Origin of the sequence: Exiguobacterium sp. NPDC077395 (genome assembly GCF_050269125.1) — a bacterium.
Taxonomy (GTDB): Bacteria; Bacillota; Bacilli; order Exiguobacteriales; family Exiguobacteriaceae; genus Exiguobacterium; species Exiguobacterium aestuarii_A.
Window position 1 is genome coordinate 1266977 of sequence record NZ_JBNNHU010000001.1, and the last position, 25750, is coordinate 1292726.

At 46.3% G+C, this 25750-nt stretch carries 26 protein-coding genes and 1 pseudogene; 8 read left to right on the forward strand and 19 right to left on the reverse strand.

What is annotated here, in order from left to right; all coding sequences use genetic code 11:
* Positions 1-89 precede the first annotated feature (89 nt).
* The gene (locus tag ACQKD4_RS06525) at positions 90-407 is read right to left on the reverse strand and encodes an ArsR/SmtB family transcription factor (RefSeq protein ID WP_214749121.1); all 318 of its coding nucleotides are present in this window, start codon (positions 405-407) and stop codon (positions 90-92) included.
* Positions 408-438: 31 nt separating this feature from the next.
* On the reverse strand, positions 439-1887 hold the full coding sequence (gene bglA / locus ACQKD4_RS06530) for a 6-phospho-beta-glucosidase BglA (protein WP_427372815.1): 1449 nt from the start codon (positions 1885-1887) through the stop codon (positions 439-441).
* A gap of 136 nt (positions 1888-2023) precedes the next feature.
* Between bglA and ACQKD4_RS06535 the strand changes: the two genes are divergently transcribed.
* Positions 2024-2734 (forward strand): GntR family transcriptional regulator, encoded by a 711-nt coding sequence (locus tag ACQKD4_RS06535; RefSeq protein WP_427372816.1) that lies wholly within the window; start codon positions 2024-2026, stop codon positions 2732-2734.
* A gap of 34 nt (positions 2735-2768) precedes the next feature.
* On the opposite strand, the gene ACQKD4_RS06540 is transcribed toward ACQKD4_RS06535, so the two are convergent.
* The 13 genes and pseudogenes from ACQKD4_RS06540 to ACQKD4_RS06600 all read right to left on the reverse strand — a co-directional run bounded on the left by ACQKD4_RS06540 (position 2769) and on the right by ACQKD4_RS06600 (position 14642).
* On the reverse strand, positions 2769-3320 hold the full coding sequence (locus ACQKD4_RS06540) for a suppressor of fused domain protein (protein WP_427372817.1): 552 nt from the start codon (positions 3318-3320) through the stop codon (positions 2769-2771).
* Positions 3321-3425: 105 nt separating this feature from the next.
* Positions 3426-4139 (reverse strand): hypothetical protein, encoded by a 714-nt coding sequence (locus ACQKD4_RS06545; protein WP_427372818.1) that lies wholly within the window; start codon positions 4137-4139, stop codon positions 3426-3428.
* Positions 4136-4858 (reverse strand): hypothetical protein, encoded by a 723-nt coding sequence (locus ACQKD4_RS06550; protein WP_427372819.1) that lies wholly within the window; start codon positions 4856-4858, stop codon positions 4136-4138. Before ACQKD4_RS06550 ends, ACQKD4_RS06545 begins: the two co-directional genes overlap by 4 nt.
* A gap of 15 nt (positions 4859-4873) precedes the next feature.
* Entirely contained in the window at positions 4874-5935 is a 1062-nt protein-coding gene (locus ACQKD4_RS06555) for a DUF58 domain-containing protein (protein WP_427372820.1), read from the reverse strand.
* Between the two features lie 2 nt (positions 5936-5937).
* Positions 5938-6861 carry an AAA family ATPase gene (locus tag ACQKD4_RS06560; protein ID WP_427372821.1) on the reverse strand — a complete coding sequence of 308 codons (924 nt, stop codon included), beginning with the start codon at positions 6859-6861 and terminating at the stop codon, positions 5938-5940.
* Positions 6858-7631, reverse strand: a complete 774-nt coding sequence (locus ACQKD4_RS06565) for a hypothetical protein (RefSeq protein ID WP_427372822.1) — start codon at positions 7629-7631, stop codon at positions 6858-6860. The genes ACQKD4_RS06560 and ACQKD4_RS06565 overlap by 4 nt, the downstream gene beginning before the upstream one ends.
* 150 nt (positions 7632-7781) lie before the next feature.
* Positions 7782-8162: pseudogene (locus ACQKD4_RS06570) on the reverse strand (DUF3916 domain-containing protein); the annotation flags it as partial.
* Between the two features lie 106 nt (positions 8163-8268).
* On the reverse strand, positions 8269-8736 hold the full coding sequence (locus tag ACQKD4_RS06575; protein WP_427372823.1) for a DinB family protein: 468 nt from the start codon (positions 8734-8736) through the stop codon (positions 8269-8271).
* A gap of 105 nt (positions 8737-8841) precedes the next feature.
* The gene (locus ACQKD4_RS06580; protein ID WP_427372824.1) at positions 8842-10104 is read right to left on the reverse strand and encodes a solute carrier family 23 protein; all 1263 of its coding nucleotides are present in this window, start codon (positions 10102-10104) and stop codon (positions 8842-8844) included.
* Positions 10105-10721: 617 nt separating this feature from the next.
* A complete protein-coding gene (locus ACQKD4_RS06585; RefSeq protein WP_427372825.1) occupies positions 10722-12221 on the reverse strand; it encodes a PH domain-containing protein in 1500 nt (499 codons plus the stop codon).
* Positions 12218-12745: a PH domain-containing protein gene (locus ACQKD4_RS06590; protein WP_427372826.1), complete on the reverse strand. Its 528-nt coding sequence runs from the start codon at positions 12743-12745 to the stop codon at positions 12218-12220. The genes ACQKD4_RS06585 and ACQKD4_RS06590 overlap by 4 nt, the downstream gene beginning before the upstream one ends.
* 65 nt (positions 12746-12810) lie before the next feature.
* Positions 12811-13482: a WGR domain-containing protein gene (locus ACQKD4_RS06595; RefSeq protein ID WP_427372827.1), complete on the reverse strand. Its 672-nt coding sequence runs from the start codon at positions 13480-13482 to the stop codon at positions 12811-12813.
* A gap of 68 nt (positions 13483-13550) precedes the next feature.
* Positions 13551-14642, reverse strand: coding sequence for an FUSC family protein (locus tag ACQKD4_RS06600; RefSeq protein ID WP_214692333.1), 1092 nt, complete (start codon positions 14640-14642; stop codon positions 13551-13553).
* A 175-nt stretch (positions 14643-14817) separates the two neighbouring features.
* On the opposite strand from ACQKD4_RS06600, the gene ACQKD4_RS06605 reads away from it, so the two are divergent.
* Positions 14818-15438, forward strand: a complete 621-nt coding sequence (locus ACQKD4_RS06605; RefSeq protein WP_427372828.1) for an NAD(P)-dependent oxidoreductase — start codon at positions 14818-14820, stop codon at positions 15436-15438.
* 16 nt (positions 15439-15454) lie between these two features.
* Entirely contained in the window at positions 15455-18841 is a 3387-nt protein-coding gene (locus ACQKD4_RS06610) for a dynamin family protein (RefSeq protein ID WP_427372829.1), read from the forward strand.
* Between the two features lie 145 nt (positions 18842-18986).
* Here ACQKD4_RS06610 and ACQKD4_RS06615 read toward each other — a convergent pair whose 3' ends face one another.
* Complete coding sequence (locus ACQKD4_RS06615) at positions 18987-19967, reverse strand: Gfo/Idh/MocA family protein (RefSeq protein WP_427372830.1); 981 nt, start codon at positions 19965-19967, stop codon at positions 18987-18989.
* A 172-nt stretch (positions 19968-20139) separates the two neighbouring features.
* Here ACQKD4_RS06615 and ACQKD4_RS06620 point away from each other — a divergent pair, with 172 nt between their 5' ends.
* On the forward strand, positions 20140-20859 hold the full coding sequence (locus tag ACQKD4_RS06620) for a DUF5694 domain-containing protein (protein WP_427372831.1): 720 nt from the start codon (positions 20140-20142) through the stop codon (positions 20857-20859).
* A gap of 121 nt (positions 20860-20980) precedes the next feature.
* Here the strand turns inward: ACQKD4_RS06620 and ACQKD4_RS06625 are convergent, their stop codons facing one another.
* The 3 genes from ACQKD4_RS06625 to ACQKD4_RS06635 all read right to left on the reverse strand — a co-directional run bounded on the left by ACQKD4_RS06625 (position 20981) and on the right by ACQKD4_RS06635 (position 22799).
* On the reverse strand, positions 20981-21640 hold the full coding sequence (locus ACQKD4_RS06625) for a hypothetical protein (RefSeq protein WP_427372832.1): 660 nt from the start codon (positions 21638-21640) through the stop codon (positions 20981-20983).
* 6 nt (positions 21641-21646) lie between these two features.
* Positions 21647-22330 (reverse strand): hypothetical protein, encoded by a 684-nt coding sequence (locus ACQKD4_RS06630; protein WP_427372833.1) that lies wholly within the window; start codon positions 22328-22330, stop codon positions 21647-21649.
* Positions 22331-22430: 100 nt separating this feature from the next.
* The gene (locus tag ACQKD4_RS06635) at positions 22431-22799 is read right to left on the reverse strand and encodes a PH domain-containing protein (protein ID WP_214692319.1); all 369 of its coding nucleotides are present in this window, start codon (positions 22797-22799) and stop codon (positions 22431-22433) included.
* A gap of 119 nt (positions 22800-22918) precedes the next feature.
* Between ACQKD4_RS06635 and ACQKD4_RS06640 the strand changes: the two genes are divergently transcribed.
* The 4 genes from ACQKD4_RS06640 (at position 22919) to ACQKD4_RS06655 (ending at position 25720) form a co-directional block, all read left to right on the forward strand.
* Positions 22919-24124, forward strand: coding sequence for a cation:proton antiporter (locus ACQKD4_RS06640; RefSeq protein WP_427372834.1), 1206 nt, complete (start codon positions 22919-22921; stop codon positions 24122-24124).
* A 99-nt stretch (positions 24125-24223) separates the two neighbouring features.
* Positions 24224-24520 (forward strand): hypothetical protein, encoded by a 297-nt coding sequence (locus ACQKD4_RS06645; RefSeq protein WP_214874358.1) that lies wholly within the window; start codon positions 24224-24226, stop codon positions 24518-24520.
* Positions 24521-24549: 29 nt separating this feature from the next.
* Positions 24550-25029, forward strand: coding sequence for a helix-turn-helix transcriptional regulator (locus ACQKD4_RS06650; protein WP_427372835.1), 480 nt, complete (start codon positions 24550-24552; stop codon positions 25027-25029).
* A gap of 286 nt (positions 25030-25315) precedes the next feature.
* Entirely contained in the window at positions 25316-25720 is a 405-nt protein-coding gene (locus ACQKD4_RS06655; protein WP_427372836.1) for a nucleoside 2-deoxyribosyltransferase, read from the forward strand.
* Positions 25721-25750: the final 30 nt, after the last annotated feature.

Below are 25750 nucleotides of genomic sequence, written 5' to 3' on the forward strand. Positions count from 1 at the left end.
AACCATCAAACTAAAAGTATCGTATCACCGTAAGTTATACTTCGCAAGCATTTTGATCAAAAAAAAAAGCATGCGCCTCGAGCGCATGCTTATAAGTCTTCATCTTTCACGGCGAACACGGAACTCAATAATCCAGGAAACTTCTGTTCAATCTCATCTTTTCGGAGCGAGTAGTAATGCTCTTTTCCTTCGATGCGTCCTTTGATCAGTCCGGCTTCCCTTAAGATTTTGATATGATGGGACACCGTTGATTTATTTAACATTAATTCAAGTGAATAAGTGGAACAGTTGTTTTCACCGGATTCTCTGAGGCATCGGATGATGCGCAATCGGTTCGGTTCACTGAGTGCGTGAAGGACTTTCGTATACGGTATGGTGTCGATAGACGGATGGTGTAATGGTTTCATAACGCCATTATACAAATGTATGCTGAAATTCTCAAATTTCGCTGTTCAATTTTTCCCCGTTCGTCGCGATGACCCGCTTATACCAGTCGAACGAGTCTTTCTTCATCCGCTCCATCGAGCCGTTCCCTTCATTGTCGCGGTCGACGTAAATCATCCCGTACCGTTTCTTCATCTCTCCCGTCGTGAACGAGACGATGTCGATGATGCCCCAAGGCGTGTAGCCGATCAAGTCGACTCCGTCATAGAGGACGGCGTGCTTCAATTGTTCGATATGTGCCTTCAAATAATCGATTCGGGCCGCGTCATGAATCTTCCCGTCGACAATCTCATCGACAGCACCGAATCCGTTTTCCACGATGAAGAGCGGAATCTGATAGCGGTCATACAGACGATTGAGCACATAACGGAGACCGACCGGATCGATGGCCCATCCCCAGTCACTCGACTGGATGTACGGGTTCTCAACGCCGTTCGGCAGACCACCGTTCACGATATCCCCACGATTGTCCGCGACGACATCACTCTTCACGGTTGTCGACATATAGTAGCTGAAACCGAGATAATCGACCTTTCCGTTCTGAAGGATTTCTTCGTCTCCTTCAAGGATCGGGATGTTGTACCCTTCGCGCTCGAACTCGTTCAACGCGTAATTCGGATAGAACCCACGTACTTGTACGTCCGGGAAGAAATAGCGTTGGCGCATCATCTCTTCGGCCAACATGACGTCGTCCGGGTTCGATGAATACGGATAGATCGGAACGTGAGAGACCATGGCCCCAATTTCAAAATCCGGATTGATTTCTTTCCCTTTGGCGACGGCGAGGGCACTCGCAATTAGTTCATGGTGTCCCGTCTGATACATGACTTCACGCGCGTTCTCCCCTTCTTCTAGAAGGACACCTGAATTCGTCCATAAGAAGAGCGGGTTGTTGACGTCCATCTTGTTGTTGATTTCGTTGAAGGTCATCCAATACTTGACCTTGTCTTTGTAGCGGTTGAAGCAGACCTCTGCAAAACGGACGAAATGGTCGACGACGGCACGGTTGCGGAATCCGCCGTACTCACGTGCGAGGTGGAGCGGCATCTCGAAATGCGAGAGCGTGATGATCGGTTCGATGTCATGTTTGAGTAACTCATCGAACAAATCATCATAAAATTGAAGACCCGCCTCGTTCGGTTCTGCATCATCACCATTTGGGAAGATGCGACTCCATCCAATCGAGGTACGCAAGCATTTCAATCCCATTTCGGCAAAAAGCGCTACGTCTTCTTTATAACGATGATAGAAATCAATTGCCTCATGGTTTGGGTAGAATTCGTTCGGCTCAACCTTGTCCGTGATCCGACGCGCGACACCGTGTGCGCCTGCTGTCAAGACGTCGACGACGCTCGGTCCTTTTCCGTCAGCGTCCCAACCACCCTCGAATTGGTGGGCGGCGAGTGCGCCTCCCCATAGAAAATCTTTCGGTAACGTCTTCATCCTCTATTCCTCCTTCTGATGAATCATACACGTCAAGTATAATTGTACCGGTACAATTTAACAAGGTAGATACAATGAAACAATCTTGTTTTTTCATGATATAATACAAGAAGTGACGTAAAAGTGAGGAATGACCATGTTAAAATACCAACAAATCGCGAATGAAATAGAACAATACATTCATGAACAGAATTTAAAACAAGGTGACAAGCTACCTGTCCTTGAGCAGATGATGAGTCAATATGCCGTGAGTAAGAGTACGATCACGAAAGCGTTGGAACTGCTCGAACGAAAAGGCATCATCTTTCAACTCCGTGGTAGCGGCATTTTCGTCAGACGCCATAATCGTCCCGGTTATATGAGTCTCTTTTCCACCCAAGGATTCAAGAGTAACCTTGGAGATCGAATCTTGACCTCTGATGTACTCGATGTGTCTGTTATGAAACCAGATGCGTTGGTGGCCGAAAATCTCGGGATTGACGTAACAGACGATGTGTATCGTGTCGAACGGGTAAGGTATGTGGACGGGGAAGTACTTTGTCATGAAGAATCGTATTATGTAAAAGCCATCGTCCCTTACTTGAATCGAGAGATTGTGGCCGACTCCATTTTCGATTACGTCCAAAGTGCGCTCGGTGTCACAATTGGTTTTTCTGACATGTATCTACAGGTAGGTCGATTGACGGATGTGGAAGCAGGCCACCTCGGATTGCAAGAGAATGACCCGACACTTCGCATCGAAACGATCTTTCATCTGACGAATGGAAAACCGTTCGACTACTCACGCATCACGTATCATTACGAGCACTCGCAGTTCGTCGTCCAAGTGAACGGCCCCTATATGTAAAGAATCCCCTCATGCGCGCATGAGGGGATGTTCGTTAGACAAGTTCTTTTCGGTTCAAGTCGAATAACTCGCGATCAGTCTCATATAGGAGTTCGTCAAACCGTTCGGTTCCGTGTTCTTCGATGAACAGCTCTTCTGAAGGGTAAATCGGTACAAACCAGACGACTAGGACGCTCTGCTCCTCGTTCTCATATGTGATGAACGACTCATCTGAGTAAAAAGGAGCGGTCACATAGACCGAAGAAAATGAATATTGTTCAAGCACTTCCTCTGGCAGTTCGTAGAGTTCGCCCAACTCGAACGCCTGGTGCGTTCCCAGCGCATAATCGGTCAGCTGCCACATCAATTCAACAAATTCCTCTTTGGCATGCTGTTGATTGAAGCGGAACAGCAACTCCTGGTGAGCGATCGAACCATTTTCGAATTGAAGTGCATGCCAATGCAGTCCTAATGTCGAAATACTCGTGATTTTAGAGGACTCTTCTTCAAGTTCGATGATTTGGACATCATCTTCTATCAAGTAAGGGATATCAAACCCGCTGACGAACGTGCCACAATGTTTTTCTAGATGTTCTAAATAGTTCATGTTCCATCCCTACTTTCTCATAACTGGAGTACTTTTTGCTTCGGGTTTTGAGTTTGATGGACTCAATCGATTGACGCAAATTTACTTCTTCTTTAGTTGGGTCATTCAAAACACTTTGATGTCTCCATTCACGTGATCCAAGAAATAATACGTGTCATGGGCATCGTGGGCGAAAACGAAGTTTCCCAAGATGTTTGGATGAAATTCACCAGTGAACCATTCGATTGTCTGATTGTTTGTCGGAAAGAAAAGGGACTGCCATACATTCTTCGCTTTCGGAATTTGAAGCTGAGGCAAAAGTTCGTCTTCAATCAATGTCTTCCAATCTGCGTCAGGCAACGTGAAGCGATACACGTTCTCACGAGGACCGAGCGTTCCATCTAAACAAAATGATACCTCGATTGGAAACGCACCTGTCGTCACATATTCAAAAAATACCTCGAAATTGGCTATTCCCTTTGTTCCGACACGACTCACTTGCTTTCCTTGAAGCGTCAAACCGTCCTCATAATAACTCAGAATCCAATCTGTCTCTCTTTGTAGGACGATGATTTCATTCGAAGAGAGTGTCAATTCCGATTCTAATGACTCACGATTCTTGATGGTTTTGGTCGTCACATGTTCTTCTTGACGTTCAAAAGAGAAGCGATGTTTTCTCGTACCCTTCGCAGTTCGTTTACGTACAAGGCGCAATGGAAAGTCCTCATCTTTCAGATGTCGAAAAATCAATCGCTTTGCTTCTCCTTCTCTCAGTGCATGACTCGGAATGATCACTAATTCTAGTGGTTCATGTTGATTGTATAAATCTTTTGACATCATGCTGTTTTTCGTCTTTTAAGGAACCAATATCCGAATGGCAACATCGCTAACACTGCAAAACCAATCAATCGGTTGGTATTCAATGTTGGATTATTTGATTTCGCTTCATCCGAATAGCCACCCGCTCCATCCATCATCCCTTCTTCGACATCCCCTTCAATACTTTCATGCTCTTCGATCAATAAGGCTTGGAAGTCCTTTGTGGAAATTGCATCCCCACTGATTATCTGTTTTGAGTAGGATGTCAATGCCACCAACATGTCCCCATCATAATCAAACCATGCCGACCTTTCTGTGTATTTCACGAGATGTCCCTGTACGTCCATCAACGCTTTCGGAGTTTCTTTGTCTGAACCGAACGTTGAAAACGCATATGTACCCGCTGATTGTTCATACGTTCCGATCACGTTGACCGGTTCATCATCTTGAAAAACGGTCGCCACAAATTCTTTTGTTGGGACTAACGTACATGTTTCCCCCGTTTTGTAGCAAGAGGATGACGGGATATACGTCTCCAACAACGGACCGAACGTGATGTTCTCACTGTCCGTCATATGATAATTAGTCGGATCATCCCCCTGAATATGATCCATCACAATGTCATAGAAATATGCATCTGCAAAATGTTCCGGCGAAGATTCAGTCATCTCGGCTGATACGGTCGTCGTGCTTGCAAGCAGTCCGACACAACCTATGAGTAAGCTCGTCATTCGTTGCATGTGTTTCTCCTTTCATCACCCTGAAGATTTCAGCAGCATCGCATGACTGATGTGAATCAATTCGGCGTGCGGCTGTTTGTGACGACTGACATATGAAGTGAAACGTGATGACGCAACAAACGCGTTCGATTCATGAATCATCGCCAGTCGGACGAGAATGAGCCGTAATTGTTTTCTTCCTTCTCCCAGTGTAACACGGTCAACTTGGTTGTTTTTGTCGAGTCGGTTGATTAACAGCTCCACTTTACAATCTTCCTTGATCAAATAAGAGACCAAATAGGCCGTCTGTTGAATCAAGTCTTCATATTGCGCATGGAGCCCGTTCCCGAGAGGACCGCTCAAATCAAGGGAAATCGTGAACGTGTCGAGATTTTGTCGTTCGAACACTTTTGCCTGTACATGACCGACCTTTGAAGTGGCGACCCAGTCAATCTGTTTAGCCGGTTCCTTCTCATATCGTTTTGCACTTTGAATCATCAACGGATCGTTCAACGGGGAGTGCTTGACGATACGGTCACCCATCCGAATCATGCGAGATTCGGTGATTGATGACTTCGTGATTGTAGGTAACACAATCCATGAGGGCATATCCATCTCCTCATCCGTGAAAAAAAGAGTACCTAAATAAAACGGTAACGTGACACGCATCACACACATACGAATCGAAGCAGGTCCACGCTTCACAGCCGAGACGCTCACATGATGTATGTCCTGTTCGATCCTTGTGTCGTATGCCTGTGACCCGTCCTCGAATACCATCCGTTCATTACCCTCTAGTCGAATCAATAGCGGAACACCAAGGGCAATGATTCGCTCATACCCATCGATACGGACGATACATGATGTCTCATCGTCGATGAACAAGAGATCTTCTTTCTGCCGGATGGAAAATGAGACTTCGTTTGAAAGTGTTCGAATGATTCGTTTCCGGATGAACATGACGATTAATAATGCTCCGCATACATAAGCGATGGGCCATACATAAGGCATCCACATGGTGAGGAGACCGAGACTGACATAAGCCGGCCAGAGTTGGTCCTGAAGGATGGACGGTGTACTGATTTCGACCTGTCGCATCTTTACACCTTTTCGACGGGGACAGTTACGGACTCTAGTACGTTCGCTAGCACTTGGCGCTTCGTCGATTTGATATCACCTTCAAGGGTGAGGGTCAATCGATGCGAGAGAACGTGTGGCGCAACGGCTTGGACGTCTTCAGGCGTGACGAATTGACGGTCGTTCAAGTACGCATAAGCTTGTGAGGCTTTGACGAGCGCAAGCGTCGCCCGTGGGCTCGCCCCGACTTCGACTAACGGATGTTGCCTTGTCTCTTGGATGAGTGCGAGCAAATAAGTGACGACATCTTCATGAATCCGTACGCTCTCGACATTTTCTTGTGCTTCTAAGAAAGCGGCATTCGTCATCAAGGCGTGTACCACATGTCTCGTCTTTGAAATCGTCTGCAGAATCAAGTTCCGCTCTTCATCTGCCCCTGGATATCCGACTTGAAGGGACATGAGGAAGCGGTCGAGTTGGGCGTCTGGTAGGGCGAACGTTCCCGCCGACTCGATCGGGTTTTGCGTCGCGATGACGAAAAACGGTCTCGGTAGTTGATAGGTGACGCCACCGATGGAAACTTGGCGTTCTTCCATCGCTTCAAGCAAGGCGGATTGCGTTCTCGGAACGGCGCGGTTCACTTCATCGATGAGTAAAATATTCGTGAAGATCGGTCCGGTACGGTTCTCGAACGTCTGGGTCTGCATATTGAAGAAGTCTGAACCGATGATGTCAGAAGGCAGCAGGTCGGCTGTGAATTGAATTCGGGCGAAGTCTGCCTCAAAGCTTTTGGCGATGCTTTTCGCAAGTAACGTCTTCCCCGTCCCAGGCACATCCTCTAGCAAGATATGGCCGTTCGCCAATAGGGCTGTGCAACATAATTTTGTGATTTCCGGTTTACCGAGGTAAATGCGGTCTAATTGGTCCAATACGTGTCGGATGGTCATGAGTTCGACTCCTTTTGTGTGCGTAGTAGGTATTCATCAAGTTGCTGGGTGAACGCTCGCTCACGCTGTGGTGAGATGTCCCCTTCGTCATAGCGCGTCTCTAAATAGGTGAGTAGGGATGCATCGAGCTCGATTCGTTTCGCCCAGGTCGACAACGTCTCATACGGACGGCGACGTTTATGTGGAGGTAACGCTGCCTCGAATTGAATCAACTGTTGTCGAATAGCCGAGGCTGGTAATGGATTGAGTGCTCGCTTTATCTGCTCCGATAAGTTGTCAGAGATCACTAGCGAGTGATCCTCGATATCTAACTCTCCCTCCTCGATTTGTTTCTTCGATGGGCGTCGTTTCTTCCAAAGCCACCATCCGAGCAAGATGATTAGTGCGGTAATCATGTATGGGAGGTAGGAGACGTTGTTCGACTCTTCTGATGAGGGGTTTCCGTAAGAAGGTGACTCGTCATTAACCTTCTCTCTTGGAGTTCCACCTTTATCGTCTGGAGCTTCACTAGAAGAGCTAAGCTCGACCCCTCGCCAGTCTTCTTCAATAATTTTGTCTTCCCCACACCAAAAATCAACATCCGTCACTTCGAAAATCCCTAAAAACTTTCGTTTGTCATGACAGTCGGTGACCCAACTCGTAATCTCGCTCCCTGAGATATCTAATGATTGGTAGTAACGGTATCCCAGTTGACCGGAATAGGAGATGAGGGCGACAAGTAGTAAGGAGAATAGAATCCCTGACACAAAAATCGTTTTGGCTTGTTTCATTGGCGTTTCCGTATATGTAGATTCGGTTTCATCTCAAGTGACGGCTCCTCTCATAGTCTAAATCCTTTTTTTGGAAATTGGATTAAATGGATTATACCATGAACCTTAACGGAATATTCAGTTATTTTTAGACTAAAGAAAAATGCCCGTTCATTGAACGAGCATCCACACTTCTCTACCTTCACTCTCTTCATCGAATCTCCACTCTTCAAATCCGTACACGCGAATATCTCGGTCACTACGGATGACCCATTTGTTCAAAGACATTTTTTCATGAGGAATCGGAATCCATTTTTGGTGGGATGAATCACGCCGCATGAACGTTTGTAGCACCTCTTCATCTTGAAACACGAGAAGCTCAGAGTTCCACAATGTAGGGAGGTCCAGTAACACGACAACTCGCATTCGCTCATCCACACGCCGCTTTGCTAGTCGTTTCGCTTCATCGAGCAGAATATGGATGATTGCCTGTTTGATTTGGGCATTATGTTGAATAGCCAATAAAAAGGTTTGTCCGACCGGAATCTTGGTATTCCAATAACCATATGAAACTCAGTTGGAAAATCGCAATGATTTTCTTGCAAATTACGCTGAAGACGACTTAACTTTCGTTTCAGACCACGCACTTTCCGATGTCTCATTTCAGGATGGACTCGACTTGCTTCATATGGTGCCGGTCATGCTCGATGAATTCTCTGACAATCACATATAGTGAATATGGGACACCTTGATGAGGATCATGTGAGACGCCATTCGCTGTCGTTTTATAAGTCAGTGCTTCTTCACTTAAGGAGTCGAGCATCGTGACGAGCGTTCGCCGACTGTTAAGGGATTCTTTCAGTACGGTCTCACCTGTCAACTTTTCCGCTCTTTTCGTCGCCCGCGCGTTGAACGAGTCAAAGTCAGGGAATATCATCCCTTCGCCGTTCTTCACCGATGGGATGATGACATTCAACAGATGATTGTCCCAATGGGCGATATGTAAGACGATTTGCTTTATGGACCACTTCTCCGAGTCGATCTGTTTATTCCACTCAGATTCACTCAGCTTTTCTAACGACTTGAGCCATTCTGTGTACGATGCGAATTTTTGAAGGACTTGCATCCAATCCCCTCCCCGTTTTCTTCAAATTACTGCGATTATAGCACGAACGAGTCTTTTCAAATCAAAAAACGGCATCGTTCGTCATGAACGATGCCGTGCGTATCTCTATAACCAGACTGGTAATGAGAAAAAAACTAAGAACAATACGGTCAAGACACCGACGACCGGACTGAGTGACCGGTAGCCCTTCTTGAACAAAACAATCATCGTGTATGCGATGAACCCGAGACCGATTCCATCGACGATGGAATACGTGAACGGAATCATAATGATGACGAGAATCGCCGGGAAGGCATGCTCCCAGTTATCGAGCGGCAAATGCTTCACGTTCTGGAACATCATCATGCCAATGATAATCAACACCGGTGCGATCGCCGTCACAGGAATGATGGCAAAGAGCGGTAGCAATAAGAGCGATACTACGTACAATCCAGATGTGACGAATGAAGCGATCCCGCCTCGTGCACCGACCGATATCCCTGCAGCAACTTCGACCGTCGAGACGGTCGGGCTTGAACCGAACATGGCCCCGGCCATCGTCGACAGACCTTGTGCGACGAGACCTTTCGGTGCATCTTCTTCTTTGCCGATTGCACGTGTCTGATTCTGGATCAAGCTGATGTTTTCAATCAACAAGACGAGCGTCAGTACACCTACCGCGACTAAGAAGAGCGGAGACGCAGATTCCGCGAACGAAATGTTCCCAAACACCGTGCCGAACGACTCGAAGAACGGTGACAATGAGAAGCTTCCCGTCCACTCCAGCGTTCCCATCACGGCGCTGAGGCCGACACCGAAACCGATTGTCCATAGGAAGCTGCTCGGTCCCATCTTCAAGAACAGCAAGATGGCGACAAAGAGTGATAAAAAGGCCACCTGGACGTTACGCTCACCGAGGTCACCGATGTGGAGCAATGCCCCACCCCCACCTGAGACAATTCCTGCCGCCTCAAGACCAATCAAAATGAGGAAGAGGCCGAGACCGACCGTCAATCCGTCATGAATGATTGGCGGAAACGCGTTCGCCAATTTTCTTGCCACTTTGGTGACCGTCAATAATACGACGAGTACACCTGAGACGAACGAGACGGCGAGCGCGCTTTGCCAACTCAATCCCATCTGTAAGACGAGCGTGTACGTGAAGAGCGCGTTAATCCCCATTCCCGGTAACAAGAGGAGCGGTAGATTAAAGAATCCCGCAATCAACGTCCCGATGATGCTTGTCAAAATCGCTCCGACGAGCGCCCCCTCGAACGGGAGTCCGGCTTGTGTCAAAATTGCCGCATGCACGGCCGGGATGTATGCTGTCGCCAGGAAGTTCAGCACGCCCCCGTATGTTTCTGTTTTCCATTCTGTTTGTTTTGCCATAGGAATCAATCCTTTATTGGCACCCTCACCCACCCGTGTATACACACGAGATTGATTATATCCTGTCAGACATCTAACAAGCAAGAGCGATTCGACTCAATTCCTTCTTTGGACCCATTCATGAGACCGATTCCATCAAAAGATTCATTTTACGAAACGAGAACGTTTGTTCTTATTTTTAACGCCATTTTACGAACAAATCTGTTATAATGAAGGGGCAGGTTAACGCAGCAATAGTGGGGTCAGCCGCCAAGTCCACAATGGAGGAAGGCGGTGGTGCGGATGGAACAACTTTGGACCTGGGTTGGAGATTATGTCATGATCCCAATCCTCGCTCCGATCATCGTTCACTTGGTGATACACCGAACATCCGATCGTGCAACGTCTGAACGCACAAAAAAATGACCCCCTCGGCGCAATGAGATGGGTCACTTTCTGATTCACTAACCATTGTGGCGGCTGGGACCACTCTTAAAGTGGGAGCCTGTAAGCCAGAGGTCGGTGTGTCCAGCACCGGTCTCTTTCTACTTGCATCATACCATACTTTATCCGCGTTTTCAGTAAGAGAAACATCATTTGATACGAAAATCACAAATAATTCAAACGCTCAGGAAACTTTATCCTGAGCGTTCTTCATTCATTTCGTTATAACGAGAGAACCAGACGAGCATCGCGTCCGCTTCTTCTTTCGGAATGTCGTCAATTGTCTCGACGGACAAGAATCCTCCTCGAGTCGAGAACTGAACCGTACACAGTCCGAATCGACGTTGCAAGAGCGATTGCTTCACTTGAATCTGTTCGATTCGTGGTTTGTCCGTCAAGAACGACCGGACGTTGAATGCACCTGTCCGCAATTGAATGAATTGATCGGTACGGACATATTTTGTCGTGACGTAACTGAGCACACGTCCCCCGATGATAATGGCCCATAAAAGAAGTAGCCACCATGCATAATCTCGGAAGAAATAGAGCACGAGTCCTGATAAGATGAAGCCGAACCAGCTGATTCGCAGTAGTTTGATTCCTAACGCTTTTTTTGGAAGTCGATGTAATTCATCCGACCATGTGAAGTGCGTGAAGTGCTCACGGAGTACTCGCATTGCACGGTCACGTCGAACGAACGGAAGAATTGTTGATGATTCGTCCTTTAATTCATCCATCGTTCCTGCTGCGACAAGTTCGACTCCAACGATATGGAACCAGCGACGGATGAACGTCTCTTTGATTCGAATCGCTTGAATCTTCTCATACGGGATCTCTTTCGCACTCCGGTTCAATAATCCTTTTTCGACGCGAATGCGCTCCCCTCTTCGTTCGAGTCGGAAGTTCCCATATTTCAAGAAGTTGATGACCATGCCGATCACGACCGACAGCATCAGCACCCCGATGACGAGAAGACCGATGACGATGATGGACGCATGGACCACATAATCTTCGACCTGGTTGAACGCCCCATCCAAATTGATGAAGTCATCAATCGAAGAGATGATCGTTGAAGCGACCGGGAAGATGGCGAAGACAGAGAGCGACGTGATGGAGGCCAACACGATTTCGCGCGTGGACAAGGCATATAACAGACGGCTTGGTAAAGATTCTGCCTGTTCTGTTGTCGCATCTGTCATTTCTGGATTGTCTTCGGTTTGTGCATTCTGTTTCCGAAGCCGGACTTGCTCGAGAATCTCTTCAAGTCGTTTGGCTTCGGTCGGAAAGACACCAGCCAGTTTGAATGATGCATCGTCACTGTTGGCATTCGTATCGAAGGTCAATTCCACTACACCAAGCAATCGATAGAGGAATGGACTGTTCGAATGAACGCTTTGAATTTTATAAAGTGGAAGCGACTTTTCTTTTTTCAACCAGTTCCCTTCGATCACATAGACAGTCTTTTCATCCAGTGCATATCGGAAGTTTAACCATCCAAAGAACTTCTGGACAATGTCGAGTAATAGGAAGAGTAGGATCCCGACTCGAATGATGATGCCGATTGTCGACTCCCAGTCGTTGTTGAGCACAAAGAGTAGGACGATTGGAATAGCGAACGACTTGATGACTTCGAGAATACGCAGCACCAAAACGCGACTCGGGAGTCGATGCCATGTTAACGCGGTCTCGGTCATACGACATCCTCCTCTTCAATACGTGCATAGATGGCAATCTGCTCACGGAGTGTTTTCGCGAATGATTCTTCGATCGCATAGATTTCGTGTGAACCGGCCGCTGTTCCGATCGTGATGGTTTGTAACCCGTATTTACGTAGAAGCGGTCCTTGTTCCGCATGAACATATTGGACCTTCGTCATCGGGATGAGTACGTCATGTGTCGTGATGATCCCATGATGAATCCGAATCTCAAGTGGCTGGACATCATACGTGAATCGTTCCTGTTTCCACTTTTGGAACCAGATGAGATCAATCAAGCTATAGACGACATCGATGACAAGCAGCACGACAAAGCCAATCTGTAGCCAAGTCGGCCAGTCGAACCAGTATGATGCGACAACGAGAGCTCCCGTGATGAGGAGACCGATGAGATAAAAAATCGCGCTCGATAATCGAAAGACCGCCCGTGCCTCGATCGGAAGCGTTCCGCTGATTCGTTGTGGTGTGACACCTTCTTCTGGTGTCGGTGTTGTTTCTGACATGGTGAATCCCCCTATCGTTCATATGTATCTGTCTCTATTGTATACGTGTTTCTTTACGAAAAGTTTCAGGATTCGGTCGGGAATGTACTTAAGCGTGCATATAACTCATCAAATATAGACTGATCCTCTATTTCGAAAGCTTGCTTTAATCGATGGATGGCAGCTAATCCTGTTATTTTCAAATTATCTGTCAGCTTTCCCGTCATCTTTATGGAAGCAAACGCACCAGCGACGACGACTTGATCACATGTATAGGCATATTCATACGTTGACCAATCTTCTGGACCGGAAACATCTCGATCAACCCAACTTTCAATTAAGGCGTAAGCGTATGAAAGATAACAAAGGTCTCTATCCTTTCGGAGCACTTCTTCGTACATAACCAATGCATCGGCTCCAGCATCATTCCCGAACGGAGCATATTCTTCCGTACAATCCATATAGAATTCATCGTTGAAACATTCCTGATACTTCGGATGAGAGGTCAGAAAACTCGGTCCAACTTCCGGGTCATCCACATACATATGGTTGTCCCAATCAAAAGGGCATTCAACATATCCTTTTCTCAACTTTTGACGAATAAGTTTTTCTGCTTCTTTCATACATTCCGAATCGGATTCAAAAGATTTTACTTGTACCTTTCCGATTGTCCCGATTTTTCCGTAGTTTACAGCAAATTCATCACCTATAACGATGATGTTCCAATACTTTGTGATGTGTTGAAAAGATTTCTTCATACTCAATGCCCTCTCTTCTATAACAAAATTAACTCTCTTAAAAAACGAGCCGAATGTCGGCCCGTTTCTCAGTCTTCAAAAAACCATTTCTTACGTGGTTCCACTTTTAAGTTATCTCCATGCTTCTTCATTTCCGTCACAAGGTAGCGTTCGAGTTCATTCATTGCCTTGACCCAGTCAGTCATCGTCGCCACGAGCGGCACGACAATGAGGATGAGTTCTTCCTCTTCTTCTCGCATCCTCTCGATCATTAACTTCGCAAAGTCAAAGTTCTCATGAATAAGATCCTCATCCCGGTCGATGAGGTGCTCGTTCTCAAGCTCATAAGCTGAGAACAGACGCTCATGTCGACGCAACAAATGCCGAATGTGGCGATACAACTCATCGCTCAATTGTGGAGGAAGTTGTTCAATCGTATGGAAATCATGATCGAGTTTCTCGATGACATGGAGCGCGGCTCGGTTCGTCTCAATCATCTTGGACTTCAGGACGGCACGACGGAAAATCGGCGTCTTCTTCTCGAGCCAACGATTCGCTTTGATTTCTTCTTCAAAATAGGCATATGTTTGTTTTGAATCACTATGCAACTTCTTCGTCTCAGGCAAGGATTCAAAGGATGAACGACCGCCTTCCGTTTCCGCAAACAATCGTGCGATCCGAACGACCATTTGAAATACCTCAGTCACCTGCTCTTCCAGCTTCCGTTCATATCGAGGTGGGAACAAAAGTGCGTTTACGATTAATGCAACGGTAATCCCCATCATGATGAGTAAGTAACGTTCACCCGCAAACACCCAAACCGGCATGTCCGACTGACTTGCCCCTTCCATGATGAGAATCGTCGTCAAGATGACGGTCCGTGTCGTCGATTCTAAATTTAAAAACAAAAGGATGGAGATGGCGATGATGATGACGAATCCGATGGCGATGGGTGTCGGATTCGGAGTGAGCAACAAGGACCCGACGGAGAGCAATGCCCCAATCAAGTTCCCTTTCATCTCCTCGATTAGGCGAAGCCCGGTCTGATAAACAGACGGGAGAAGCGCGAGTGACGCAGCGAGTGCCGGGACGACGATCTGTTGGAACTGAAACGCCTCGGCAATCAGTAAAACGATTGCGACCGATAGTCCGGTCTTAATAGTTCGAGCCCCAAATTTCATGTGATGATGCCTTCCTCTCTTACGCTTGTCATATGTATTTTTTGCCTTCTTCCTCAATTCTAAAACGTACCACATTCTTTTCAAGCAGAATCGAACCATTTCAGGCAGTTTTGTGAACGCTTCCGTGTTATGATGGCGTTGGATATTTCTTTCATATTGATGGGGAGGGGTTTACTTGTCAACAATTGCTTTATTCGGCGGAAGTGGCCGTACAGGGGAACGGATACTTGAGCGTTTATTAAATCAAGGACATAACGTCAAACTCTTAACGAGACATTCGTTGGATTCAAAGGAAGGTGTCAACGAAATCATCGGAGACGCGACGGACCAAGAAGCAGTCCTAGAAACGGTACAATCTGCAGACATCGTCATCTCGGCGTTAGGGACGGACAAACAAAACGTATTGTCTACATTCACACCACTCGTGATTGACGTGATGAAACAATTTGATGTAACACGCATCATCACTGTCGGGACCGCCGGCATCTTGCGGGCGCATGATAGCGACAACTATCGCTTTGAAACGAAAGAATCGAAGCGTTCGATGACAACCGCAGCAGAGGATCATGCGCGGGCTTATGAATTATTACGAGACTCCGGATTGGCGTTCACAGTCATCTGTCCGACTCAACTGATCAATGAGCCATCGAGCGGAGACATCATCGTCTCAAAAGAAGTGTTAGGCACGAAACAATCAGGTCCAATCTCGAGAGACGATGTCGCCGAGTTGGTGCTGGATTGTTTAACGAATGATGAATATGTCGGACATCGTGTCGGCATCACGACGGAATCATAATTAGGGGATGGGAAACATGCACGAACAACGAGAACAATTAGCACGGCTTGCTTTAACGTTTGAACAAGAGGAGATGACGGACGCAGCACGACTCGCCCGCACCGCCTTACAAAAAGTAATGAATGAAGAAGTTTGGATTGCCGTCTGTGGTCACTTCTCAGCCGGGAAGTCGACATTGCTCAATGACTGGCTAGAAGATGGATTCCTTCCGACAAGTCCGATTCCGACAAGTGCCAATATCGTCACGTTACGTGGTGGAGAATCAGCGGCAGCCGTCGCAATCAATGATACGGATTGGATTTCATTAGACGCTTCTTCCCTATCAAACATCAGTGACTATTGCAAAGTCGAGGAAATCAAGGAAGTCGAATATACAATCGACCGATTCCCATTTGATGAACATGTCGTGTTGATGGATACTCCTGGGATTGATTCAACGGATGAACGACATCGCCAAGCAACGGAACGATCGCTCTTCTTGGCTGATCATTTGTTCTTTATGATGGATTACAACCATGTCCAATCGGAACAAAACATCGGACTGATGAAACAATTTAGCCGGGAAGGACGTCCCTACTCCATCATCATTAACCAAATCGACAAGCATGATGAGGATGAGCTTTCCTTTGTGGACTTCAAGGCGTCATTGACGAAAGCATTCCGTCATCATGACATCGTTCCAAATGACACGTTCTACATCTCACTTCGTGATTTAAAGCATCCACATAACGAAGTCGAGCGCTTGCGGTCGTATGTGCGACAAGTCATCACGGAATCGAGACAGCAGCAAGTCGAGCATGCGGATGCATTGATCAATACGTTGGTCCGACGCAACGAAGCTTCGATTCAATCGACGTTGAATCAATTACCGACCTATGAGAAGAGTCCGAAGGAAATGCAATCTCGCCTGCACCGCCTTGAGAAGAAACGGGCATGGTGGATATCGTTCCGTCGTGAATTCTTCAAACACCAAGCGCCAATCGTCGAGAGTGCACCCATCATGACCTATGAATTTCGTGAATTGCTTCGTTCCTATCTCGAGAGTTGTGCCCCTTCCTTCAAGGTCGGTCTTTTGTTCTCGAAAGAGAAAACAAAACAAGAACGCACTCGTCGTGAAGACGTGGCCGTAAAAGAGTTCAACCGTTTGATTGATATGAATTTACGTCCGCACCTCGTGAAATATGCAGAAGACATCATTCGGGATTTGAAACTTCCAGAGACCTTGCTACCGAAAGGTGATGTCCTCCCGATTGCACCAAGCTCACTTATCACTGAACAAGTGAAGTCCGGCGCATCACTCAGTGGTGATACGGTGTTACAGTTCAGTCGTGACATCGAGACGGCCCTTGCGACATGGGTGACGAAAGTCTCGGAACCTTGGGTCCATTCGACGGATACGTATATGAAAGCTGAAGTCGACATGCGCTTGGAACAATTTTCGACTGAAGAAGACGAATTGTATGAAGCGCTCGATAATGAAGCATTACGCTTACGCCTTTTGAACCGTCTAGATGCTATCGGTCAATATGAAGCGTTGCAACTTGATTCAGGTCAGTTAGATCAGTTGGCCGTTCGAAACTATGTCGATGCAACGTATCTCCCTGAAAAACAAGCGGGAGTTGTCCAATCAGAGGTTGCGTCGACATCGATTTTGGAAGATGATCATGATTTATTTGATTTTAATTTTTCTTATGAAAATGCGGTATGTGAAATATTAGAGAGTCATCCTTTATTCCGCTCCCGTGTCACGACTCTTCGTAAGAAAATCGAGCGTGCGAAGCATGAACAATATACGTTTGCCATCTTCGGTGCGTTTTCAGCCGGAAAATCTTCGACCCTCAATGCCCTTCTCGGAGAGACGGTGTTACCGACATCGCCGAACCCGCTCACGGCGTCAATCACGAAGATTGTTCCGCCGAACAATCGGACGAATCGTACGGCGACAATCACCTTCAAGTCACGAGATGAACTTGAGGATGAGTTACAAGGTTATGGGACTTCCCTCGCCTTACTCGATGTCGACCACCCGTTCGTCAATGCTGTTAAATCAGCACCGCTCGATTATCTCGGGCAAATGGAGACCGTCGACTATGACACGTTCTGCGCGTTCGTCGCACAAGAAGAGAAAAGCTGTATCGTGAAGGAGATTGAACTGTATCTCGACTCACCGTGGGCACGACGCGGCATCGTCTTCGTCGACACACCAGGTGCCGATTCGCAGTTCAACCGACACAGCGAGGTGCAATTCGGTTACATGCGTGACGCGGATGCTGTCTTGTTCGTCACGTATTATAATCATGCGTTCACGGAAGCGGACCGAGAGCTCGTCATCCAGCTCGGTCGTGTCCAAGGGACCGGAGACCACGAGATGTTCTTCCTCGTGAACGCCTCCGATCTTGCGACAGATGACGAAGAACGGGATGCGGTCACAAGCTATGTCTCGCAACAGTTGACCGCGCTCGGTGTTCGACGACCGACCGTTCTCCCCATCTCAAGCCGAAACGCCATGCAAGGGGATGACGCGGGATTCGATCGGTTCGTCTCGACGCTTGAACGCTATGTCGACAAAGACCTTCGTCTCGCGAACGCGATGCGTATACAAGAAGAGACGACAGCATTGCTCGTCGCCTTCAATCGCGTCTTACACGAAGCGGAAGAAGACGAGTCGTTGAAAGAACAACGTCGTAAGCAATTGATTGCCGTACTCGAGAACCCGCCGGCACTCGATGTGTCAGCACTCATCGACCTATTTGACCGGGAAGCGAAAGAACTCCTCGCCCACCTCGAGACCCGTTCGCTTCTCCGCCTCTCGGACTTCGTCAAAGAGACGTTCCACCCGGTCGAGGTCGACGGGTCGAGGAAGAGCTTGGAGCGTGCACTTGGACGTACACTCGATAAATACGCCTATGACATCCAACAAGAGCTCCAAGTGTTTCAATATCGGTTAGAGCGATACGTTAAACGCGAATTCGTAGCCTTGGTCGAACGGTTGACCGAACGTCAAGTGTCTATCCTACCGACGCTTGAATTCGACCGTGAACTCGACGTGGCATGGCTTCGAGAGGCTGTCGAACCGATTCATCTCGAGACACCACCTTATCAGTCGGTGTTGAAGCGCTATAAGAACGCGAGTCAATTTTTCGAAGGGGATGGTCGGACGCAACTGAAGGATGAATTGACGGCACTCCTCCGTGACATGATTCGCACTCGTCTCGAGAGCATTCATAAGAAACAGGTCGAGCGGGCAAACGAGGAGATCAGGAATTCTGAAATCGAGATTGAACGAGAGTGGTCGAATCAGGTGAAAGAACTCGCCGCTGCAGAGCTCAGTATGTTGACGGATAGCCATTCCTTTGATGAGATGCGTGAACGACTCGAATCGCTCAGAAAGGAAACGGTATGAACACATTACTGCTCATCGGACTCATCCCTGCCGTCGTCATGACAATCGTCTTGGGACTGTTTCTGAGATATCTCTATTTGAACAAAGAATAATGAGAACGGTCCTTGATATGCACATGACATCGAGGACCGTTTTATTTGTGTACTTATTTGTCTGCTGGATAAACCACACCAACTTGTTTTCGTACCGTTGTCATCACATCAGCAAGACGAATCATATCAGTTCCTGAATGCGCATCCGTCTCTGATTTCCTAGCTTCGATTGCACGGACGAACGCTTCGACCTCATAGGACATCGGAGCATTCTGCGCTTCTGATATGATTTCTGACGTGCCATTCCGTAACTCTAGACGGACTTCATCGCACGTCGCAATATCGTCGATGATGATGCGTCCCTTTTCCCCAATGATCTCAGAAGGCGTCGATGTCGCATGGATTTTTGAGTGCATGACAACTACATCAAGGTCGGCATAAGAGAGAAGGACCGTACCACTCCCGTCCACTCCAGATTCCAACTTTACGCCGCTCGCCTGGATCTCATTCGGCTGACCGAACAGTTTCAAAGCAGGTCCGAGGAGATAGACACCAAGATCCATCAACGAGCCGTTCGAAAAATCAGGATTGAACGTGTTCGGATTCTCCCCTTTTTTGTACAGGTCGTATCGTGAAGAATACTGTGATTTATTGAAGACGGCCCGGCGAACCGGAGCGATTTGTTCCATCGCTTGTTGAACCCGTTCAAGGTTCGGCATGAACAGATTACGTAATGCCTCAAGTAAGACGACGTGGTTCTCCTTTGCGACTTCAATCATACGAGTGACTTCCTGGACGTTCGAGGCAAGCGGTTTTTCACACAGGACGTGTTTCCCATGCTGCATGAACAAGATGCTCTGTTCGGCGTGAAGTGAGTTCGGGCTCGCAATATAGATGGCATCGATGACATCACTCTGAGCCATCTCTTCAAGTGACGTGAACGTATGTACAATGGAGTGATTTTCTGCGTATTCTTTAACACGTGATTCCGTGCGCGAGTAAAGTGCCGTCACTTCTACGTAATCCAACTGATTGATTGTTTCGATAAACCAGTCTGTGATGAAGTTTGTACCTATGATGCCGAAACGGATCATGTGAATTCCTCATTTCTATGTAGATTTTTTACAAGTTTGTTAACTAGGATGAACTCGAAGGTCCATGAGAAATATTGACTTGGTTCTTTTGAAATCAAGTAACAAAATATGAAACCTAGAAGAAGTATAAGCGTAGTTAACACTATACATCAAATTGATTAGGAGAATTGCTATGAATAAAACAGATATATTGCTCGTTGGCACAACGCATCTAAACATGCCAAACAATGGTGATTTATTTATGCCGGACATGCCAGATGTGTTAAGCGAAAAACGTCAGTTAGAAATTAAACAATTCGTGAATCAATTAGCAAAATTTGAACCTACTAAAGTATGTGTAGAAATGAATACTTCAAAGAAAGAATACATAAATGAGCAATTACAACGTATCATTCAGCAGCCGAAATTAGCAACCGCTAATGAACGCGAACAAATTGCATTCCGACTTGCACAACAATCTCATCTAGATTTCGTATATCCAATCGATTGGAATGAGGATGAGGGATTCAGTTTAGAAACCATTATTCAAGATGAGAAGCGAGAAATGGAGGAAATATTATCATCCCAACAAGATGTCATGAATCATATCGAAAAAATATTTAAGAGTCGTACGATTTCTGACTATTATAAAGAAATCAATCACCCTACAATTACATTATCTATGCATCGCGCCTATTTAGAGATTGCATCTCTTGAAGTGTCTGGTATTAGGTGGGTATCACACTACTGGTATTTTCGTAACTTAATGATTTTTAAGGAATTGATGTCACTAAGGGAATCAAATGATCGCATCTTTGTACTTTATGGTTTAGGACATATCCATCTGTTAAAGCAATTCTTGAGTGAGAGCGGATTATTTTTTGTTCATGACTTAAACACATATTTAGTATGATTTAGGTATGTGAAATAATACCCCTAGCTTTTTTGACCTTTAATTTTGTGACTAAATCCACTGACTCTCAATGCGATAAAGAATTCAATTGATTGCCCATTTAATCTACTTTATATCTTCGTTAACTTTCGACTAGTTCGGCACGCTTTCTATCCTCGAATGGCCAGCGATACACCTGCTCGTCTTTCTCGACATAGGCAACACCGTCTTCAATCATCAATGACGAACAGTCAAGGAGATGACGGGGCATCGGATAGGAGTCAATCCGTCCGTTCATTTTGACATGGACGAGACGAGCATCGATTGAAGAGATGACCCAAACTCCATTCGTTGACGCACACATCACGTCACAATCATGAAGAACTGGAGCCTTTCTGACTTCTTGATTATAGCGAAAACGTACGGTTCCCTCCTTTGAGAAACAGACGAGTGCCTCGGTAGAGATCCCATCTCCAAAGATGCCCTCGTCCCCATATCCAATCCAGATTCCCGTATCATTCATTACAACTGCTGCAATCGCGTTACCTGCGTGAAAGGAGTGTTTGATGTCGCCGTCTGCATCTATCACCCACACATTGGTCAGTTCTCCTTCTAACGTAAACGCCCAAATGAACAAGTGACTCTCTTCAATGATTCGAATACCCGAGACATATTCATGCTGTTTAAGGTCTATGACCAGCTCATCCCAATTAATGTAGAATCGATGATTGGACTTTACCAAACGAGCGGAGCCCATTGACTTCTGCAGATCGAAATCAACCACCTCTATTTCATCGTTCATACACAATCACCCCTTATCCTCTTCCAATCGTATGAACTGTAACGCCTCTCGAAACTGTCTAGATTCTACATCAGTCACTCCTTCATCCACATATCTCGATTTCCAATAAGGAGAGAGGTCAACCTCTTCAACACCGATTCGTTTGAACCAGTCCAAAACGGTCTCATTCGATTGATGCTTTAATGAAACCGGTAAATCCAAGTTGAACTGGATGAGCGCATTCCGAATCTCGCTATCGGTCCATTGAATCTCTTTGGATTCTACAAACTCTTTTGCTTTAGTCTTTCTCCGTCTTCGTTTTACGGCGTCACTCGAGAAATCAATGGTCGAGACGACACGCTTTCTTCTTCGCATCGCGATGATCAGTAGAATCATTAAAACAATCAATCCTCCAATAAGGAACCATAACCAGTATGAACTCCCTGACTCCGTCACCGTCCCATCTGCTCCGAACGTGTAATCTAGAAAGTCGATATTCAAGAACTGTAATTCATCGTCCTCTCTCATCTGGCGTGACTTCCCTTCATAAAAACCGCTGCTCTCACCATCCTCTCCAGAAAAAAGGAGCACAATCCCTCCCTCCGTAGGGTCGTGAAACCATTCCCAAAATAGACGAGCCAGATGGATCAATCCAGTCACCAACACCAAACTGCCGAGCATGATCATCAATAATCGGGTTGTAAATCGCATCGTAACCTCCGTCACACATTATGTCCTATCGTATCATGCAAGATTATGGATTGTCAGAAAAATCCAAATAAAAGGACCGAAGATTTTTCGGTCCACTGTTTTACAAAATTGCTTCCGCGAGCAGACGGTCGAACTTACGCACATCCACTTTTTTATTCAGATTGATTTTGATCGTTCCCGCGCGCGTGAACAGTTGGACTTCTGAGTTCAAGTCGAACATGCGTCCCGCGTTCTCCGTCGAGTACATATTGATCGAGTCGTACGGAAGTGAGTAGACTTCAATCTTCTTCCCCGTGAGCCCTTGTGCGTCACGGACAATCAGGCGTTTGTTCGTGAATACGGCGACGTCACGCACCGTCTTGTAGGCAGCTACGGCCCGCTCTCCATCGATGAATGTCTCGGTGATATCACTCGGCACCTCACACTCTGAATAAAACGTCCACGACAAATCGCCAATTGGGTTTCCCATATCGATTCCTCCCTATATGAAATGAATGTACTATCCCCTATATTCCACATTTCCCGTTTGATTAGACCTTGAATGGGAAGATAGTGTATAGCATGTTGAATGTAGAGGAGGACGTCGTTATGATTGCGCAACAGGTGATCACATTACTACTCATTGGCTATTTCATTTATTTGATTGATTCCAAACGCAATTACTTCCCTGTTCCGGTCATCTTGGTCTTGATCGGGATTGGTCTCTCGTATATCGCCTTTTTTGATTCGGTGTTCATCTCAAAAGATATGATTTTCGAGGTGTTCCTGCCTGCACTTCTCTTTACATCTGCCTATCAGTTCAAATACAAAGATTTGAAGGACAATATCGGGATCATCACGATATTGAGTACGGTGGGCCTTGTCTTGACCGCCATTTTGATGGGATATGGCACGTTTTGGATCAGTGAGTTCTTCACCCCGCTCACGTTGACCGCTTCCTTCCTATTAGCGTCCATCTTGATTCCGACCGATCCCGTTTCTGTGACAGCCATCTTAAAACGGAGTAAAGGTGAGAAACGGATTGCGGACGTTGTCGAAGGCGAATCGATGGTGAACGATGGAACGAGTGTGGTCATCTTCACCATTTTTCTCAGTATGTTCGCAACGGGAGAGCGTTTCTCCACCTTCAATTTTTTGACCGAATTTTTGATTGTGTCTGCCGGAGGAATCGGCATCGGTTTCATTTCTGGATTTTTACTTAAGAAATTGATGATTGTCAGCTTTAAAAAGCATGAGCTCGTCATGTTGACGATTGTGACTGCATATGGTGCCTTCTACCTCGCCGATGCGCTAGAAGTGTCTGGTGTACTCGCAACGGTGACAGCGGGTATGATGTTGTCTCACGAACTCGGAACTAAAGAGGATTACGAATCGGTCCAGCGTCACTTGGATGGTTTCTGGGACATCGTCATACCGATGTTGCTCGCTCTCTTGTTCTTATTGATTGGAATCGAAGCGACCAGCTATTTGTCTGTGTCACTCTGGACGTTCGCTGTTCTTTTATTCCTGCTTTCAATCGTGACCCGGTTCATTGTCGTCGGCGGCCTCGTCTATTCGGTCCCCGTCTGGCGTAAGGAATTTAAAGACGATTTAACGGCGACTTCCTTACTCACGTGGTCTGGAATCAAAGGAACGATGTCGATTGCCCTCGTCCTCTGGCTAGAAGCGGAGAATATCGACGGGTCGAGCGAAATGATCTCCCTCGCGTTCGCAGTCATTTTACTCTCCCTGATCTTACAAAGCATCGGTGTTTACCCACTGACGACATACTTAACGAATAAACATGACAAATGACGGAACCCTTCCATAGAGAAGGGTTTTTTAGATTCTTAAATTGACATTGTCTACTTTTAGTGTAAAATTACACTTGTAATATATTAGGAGGTGATTATGTTGGAAAACACTTCAACACCATCCGCTGCCATTTCTACTGGAGTGGTGACGGTTGTACTTGCACTTGTTGCATCATATCTTACTCCATCGTTTTTGAAGGTCGGCATCATCTGGGATATCGTCGCATTCTTAGTCATCGGCATCGCGACTTTCAGTTTTACATACCACTTTTATCAATCAAAACGGTTCACATATTGGCAATACATTTCCTGCTATATCGTCGTCTGCCTGCTCTTATTCACCGTGTTTCTCGGCATCTCATGGATCCTGATCTTCATTAGCTCGGCGTCACTTTGAGTTGTACGAATAGAAAGGAAAAAAACTATATGCAAAAATCTGAATTTATTGGACAAGTCTCTCGAAAAATGAAATTGATTCGTATTGAATCCCAGCATTCACAGGATGAGATGGCGAATTTACTTGGCATATCCAAAAAAACACTCATTCAAATCGAGAAGGAGCGAAATGAGGCGAGTTGGTCGACCGTAGTGACGCTATGCGCCTTGTTCAATGAGAGTGAGATCCTCATCCATTTAATCGGTGACGACCCGGTCGAGTTCGTCAAACTGATTGCGACCGAGAACACTTATGAACCGAAAGAAAAAACACTCGGCGGTCGCGTCTTTTGGCATGCGATCGAGTCAGGTTCCCACTTCATTCTTCAGCAAAATATCATCAGCGGACATTATCGTATCATCGACTTCGATCATGTGAGGTGGTACAGTACGTTTGATGCGGAAGATGCCGAACAGGTAAGATCGAAATTGGAACATCAGCGTGAGATTTCAGATGACACGAAAGCATAAAGATTTGGTGATGGCTTTCAGTCTAATCGTCATAACAATCGTCTACTTTTGGCAGATGCCAAACATCGCGTATGACTGCATTTGGTTAGTTGGCACAATCATTTTACTCGTCCTCTCGTCTATATCGATCACGCGCTTGATTCAATCATACGTTCCACTTTCTTTGATAAAATTCGTCCTGATTAGCGTGATTTTTTTCCTTGTACTCTGTTGTCTGTTGATCACCATGTTTTATGTCGTAGCGCTTTACCAGATGAATCACTTATAACGAATTGGAGGGTTTCCTATGAGATTTTATGTCGGTTCAAGTTTTGCGAATATCGAAGAAGTACGGTTCATCCGTGATCAGCTGATTGCGCTCGGTCACACGCATACGTATGACTGGACACAAAACGAACGCGCCGCTTCAATTGATGCGTTACGCTCGATTGGCGAAGAAGAGGTTTCTGGAATTCAAACAGCGGACTTCGTTGTCATCCTGTTGCCTGGAGGCAAAGGCGCACACGTCGAACTCGGGATTGCTCTCGGGATGAATAAACACGTTTTCCTTTACGATTTGGGTGATCAAATGATGAATATGGAGGAAACGAGCACGTTTTATCATGTAGATGCGGTACAATTTTGCGAGGGACCGTTCAACGCCCTCCCCCACCAAATCCAAGATAGATTGAAGCTCTCTAATCACGTTTGAGCTGATGCCCTTTATTCTCACGGAATCGAG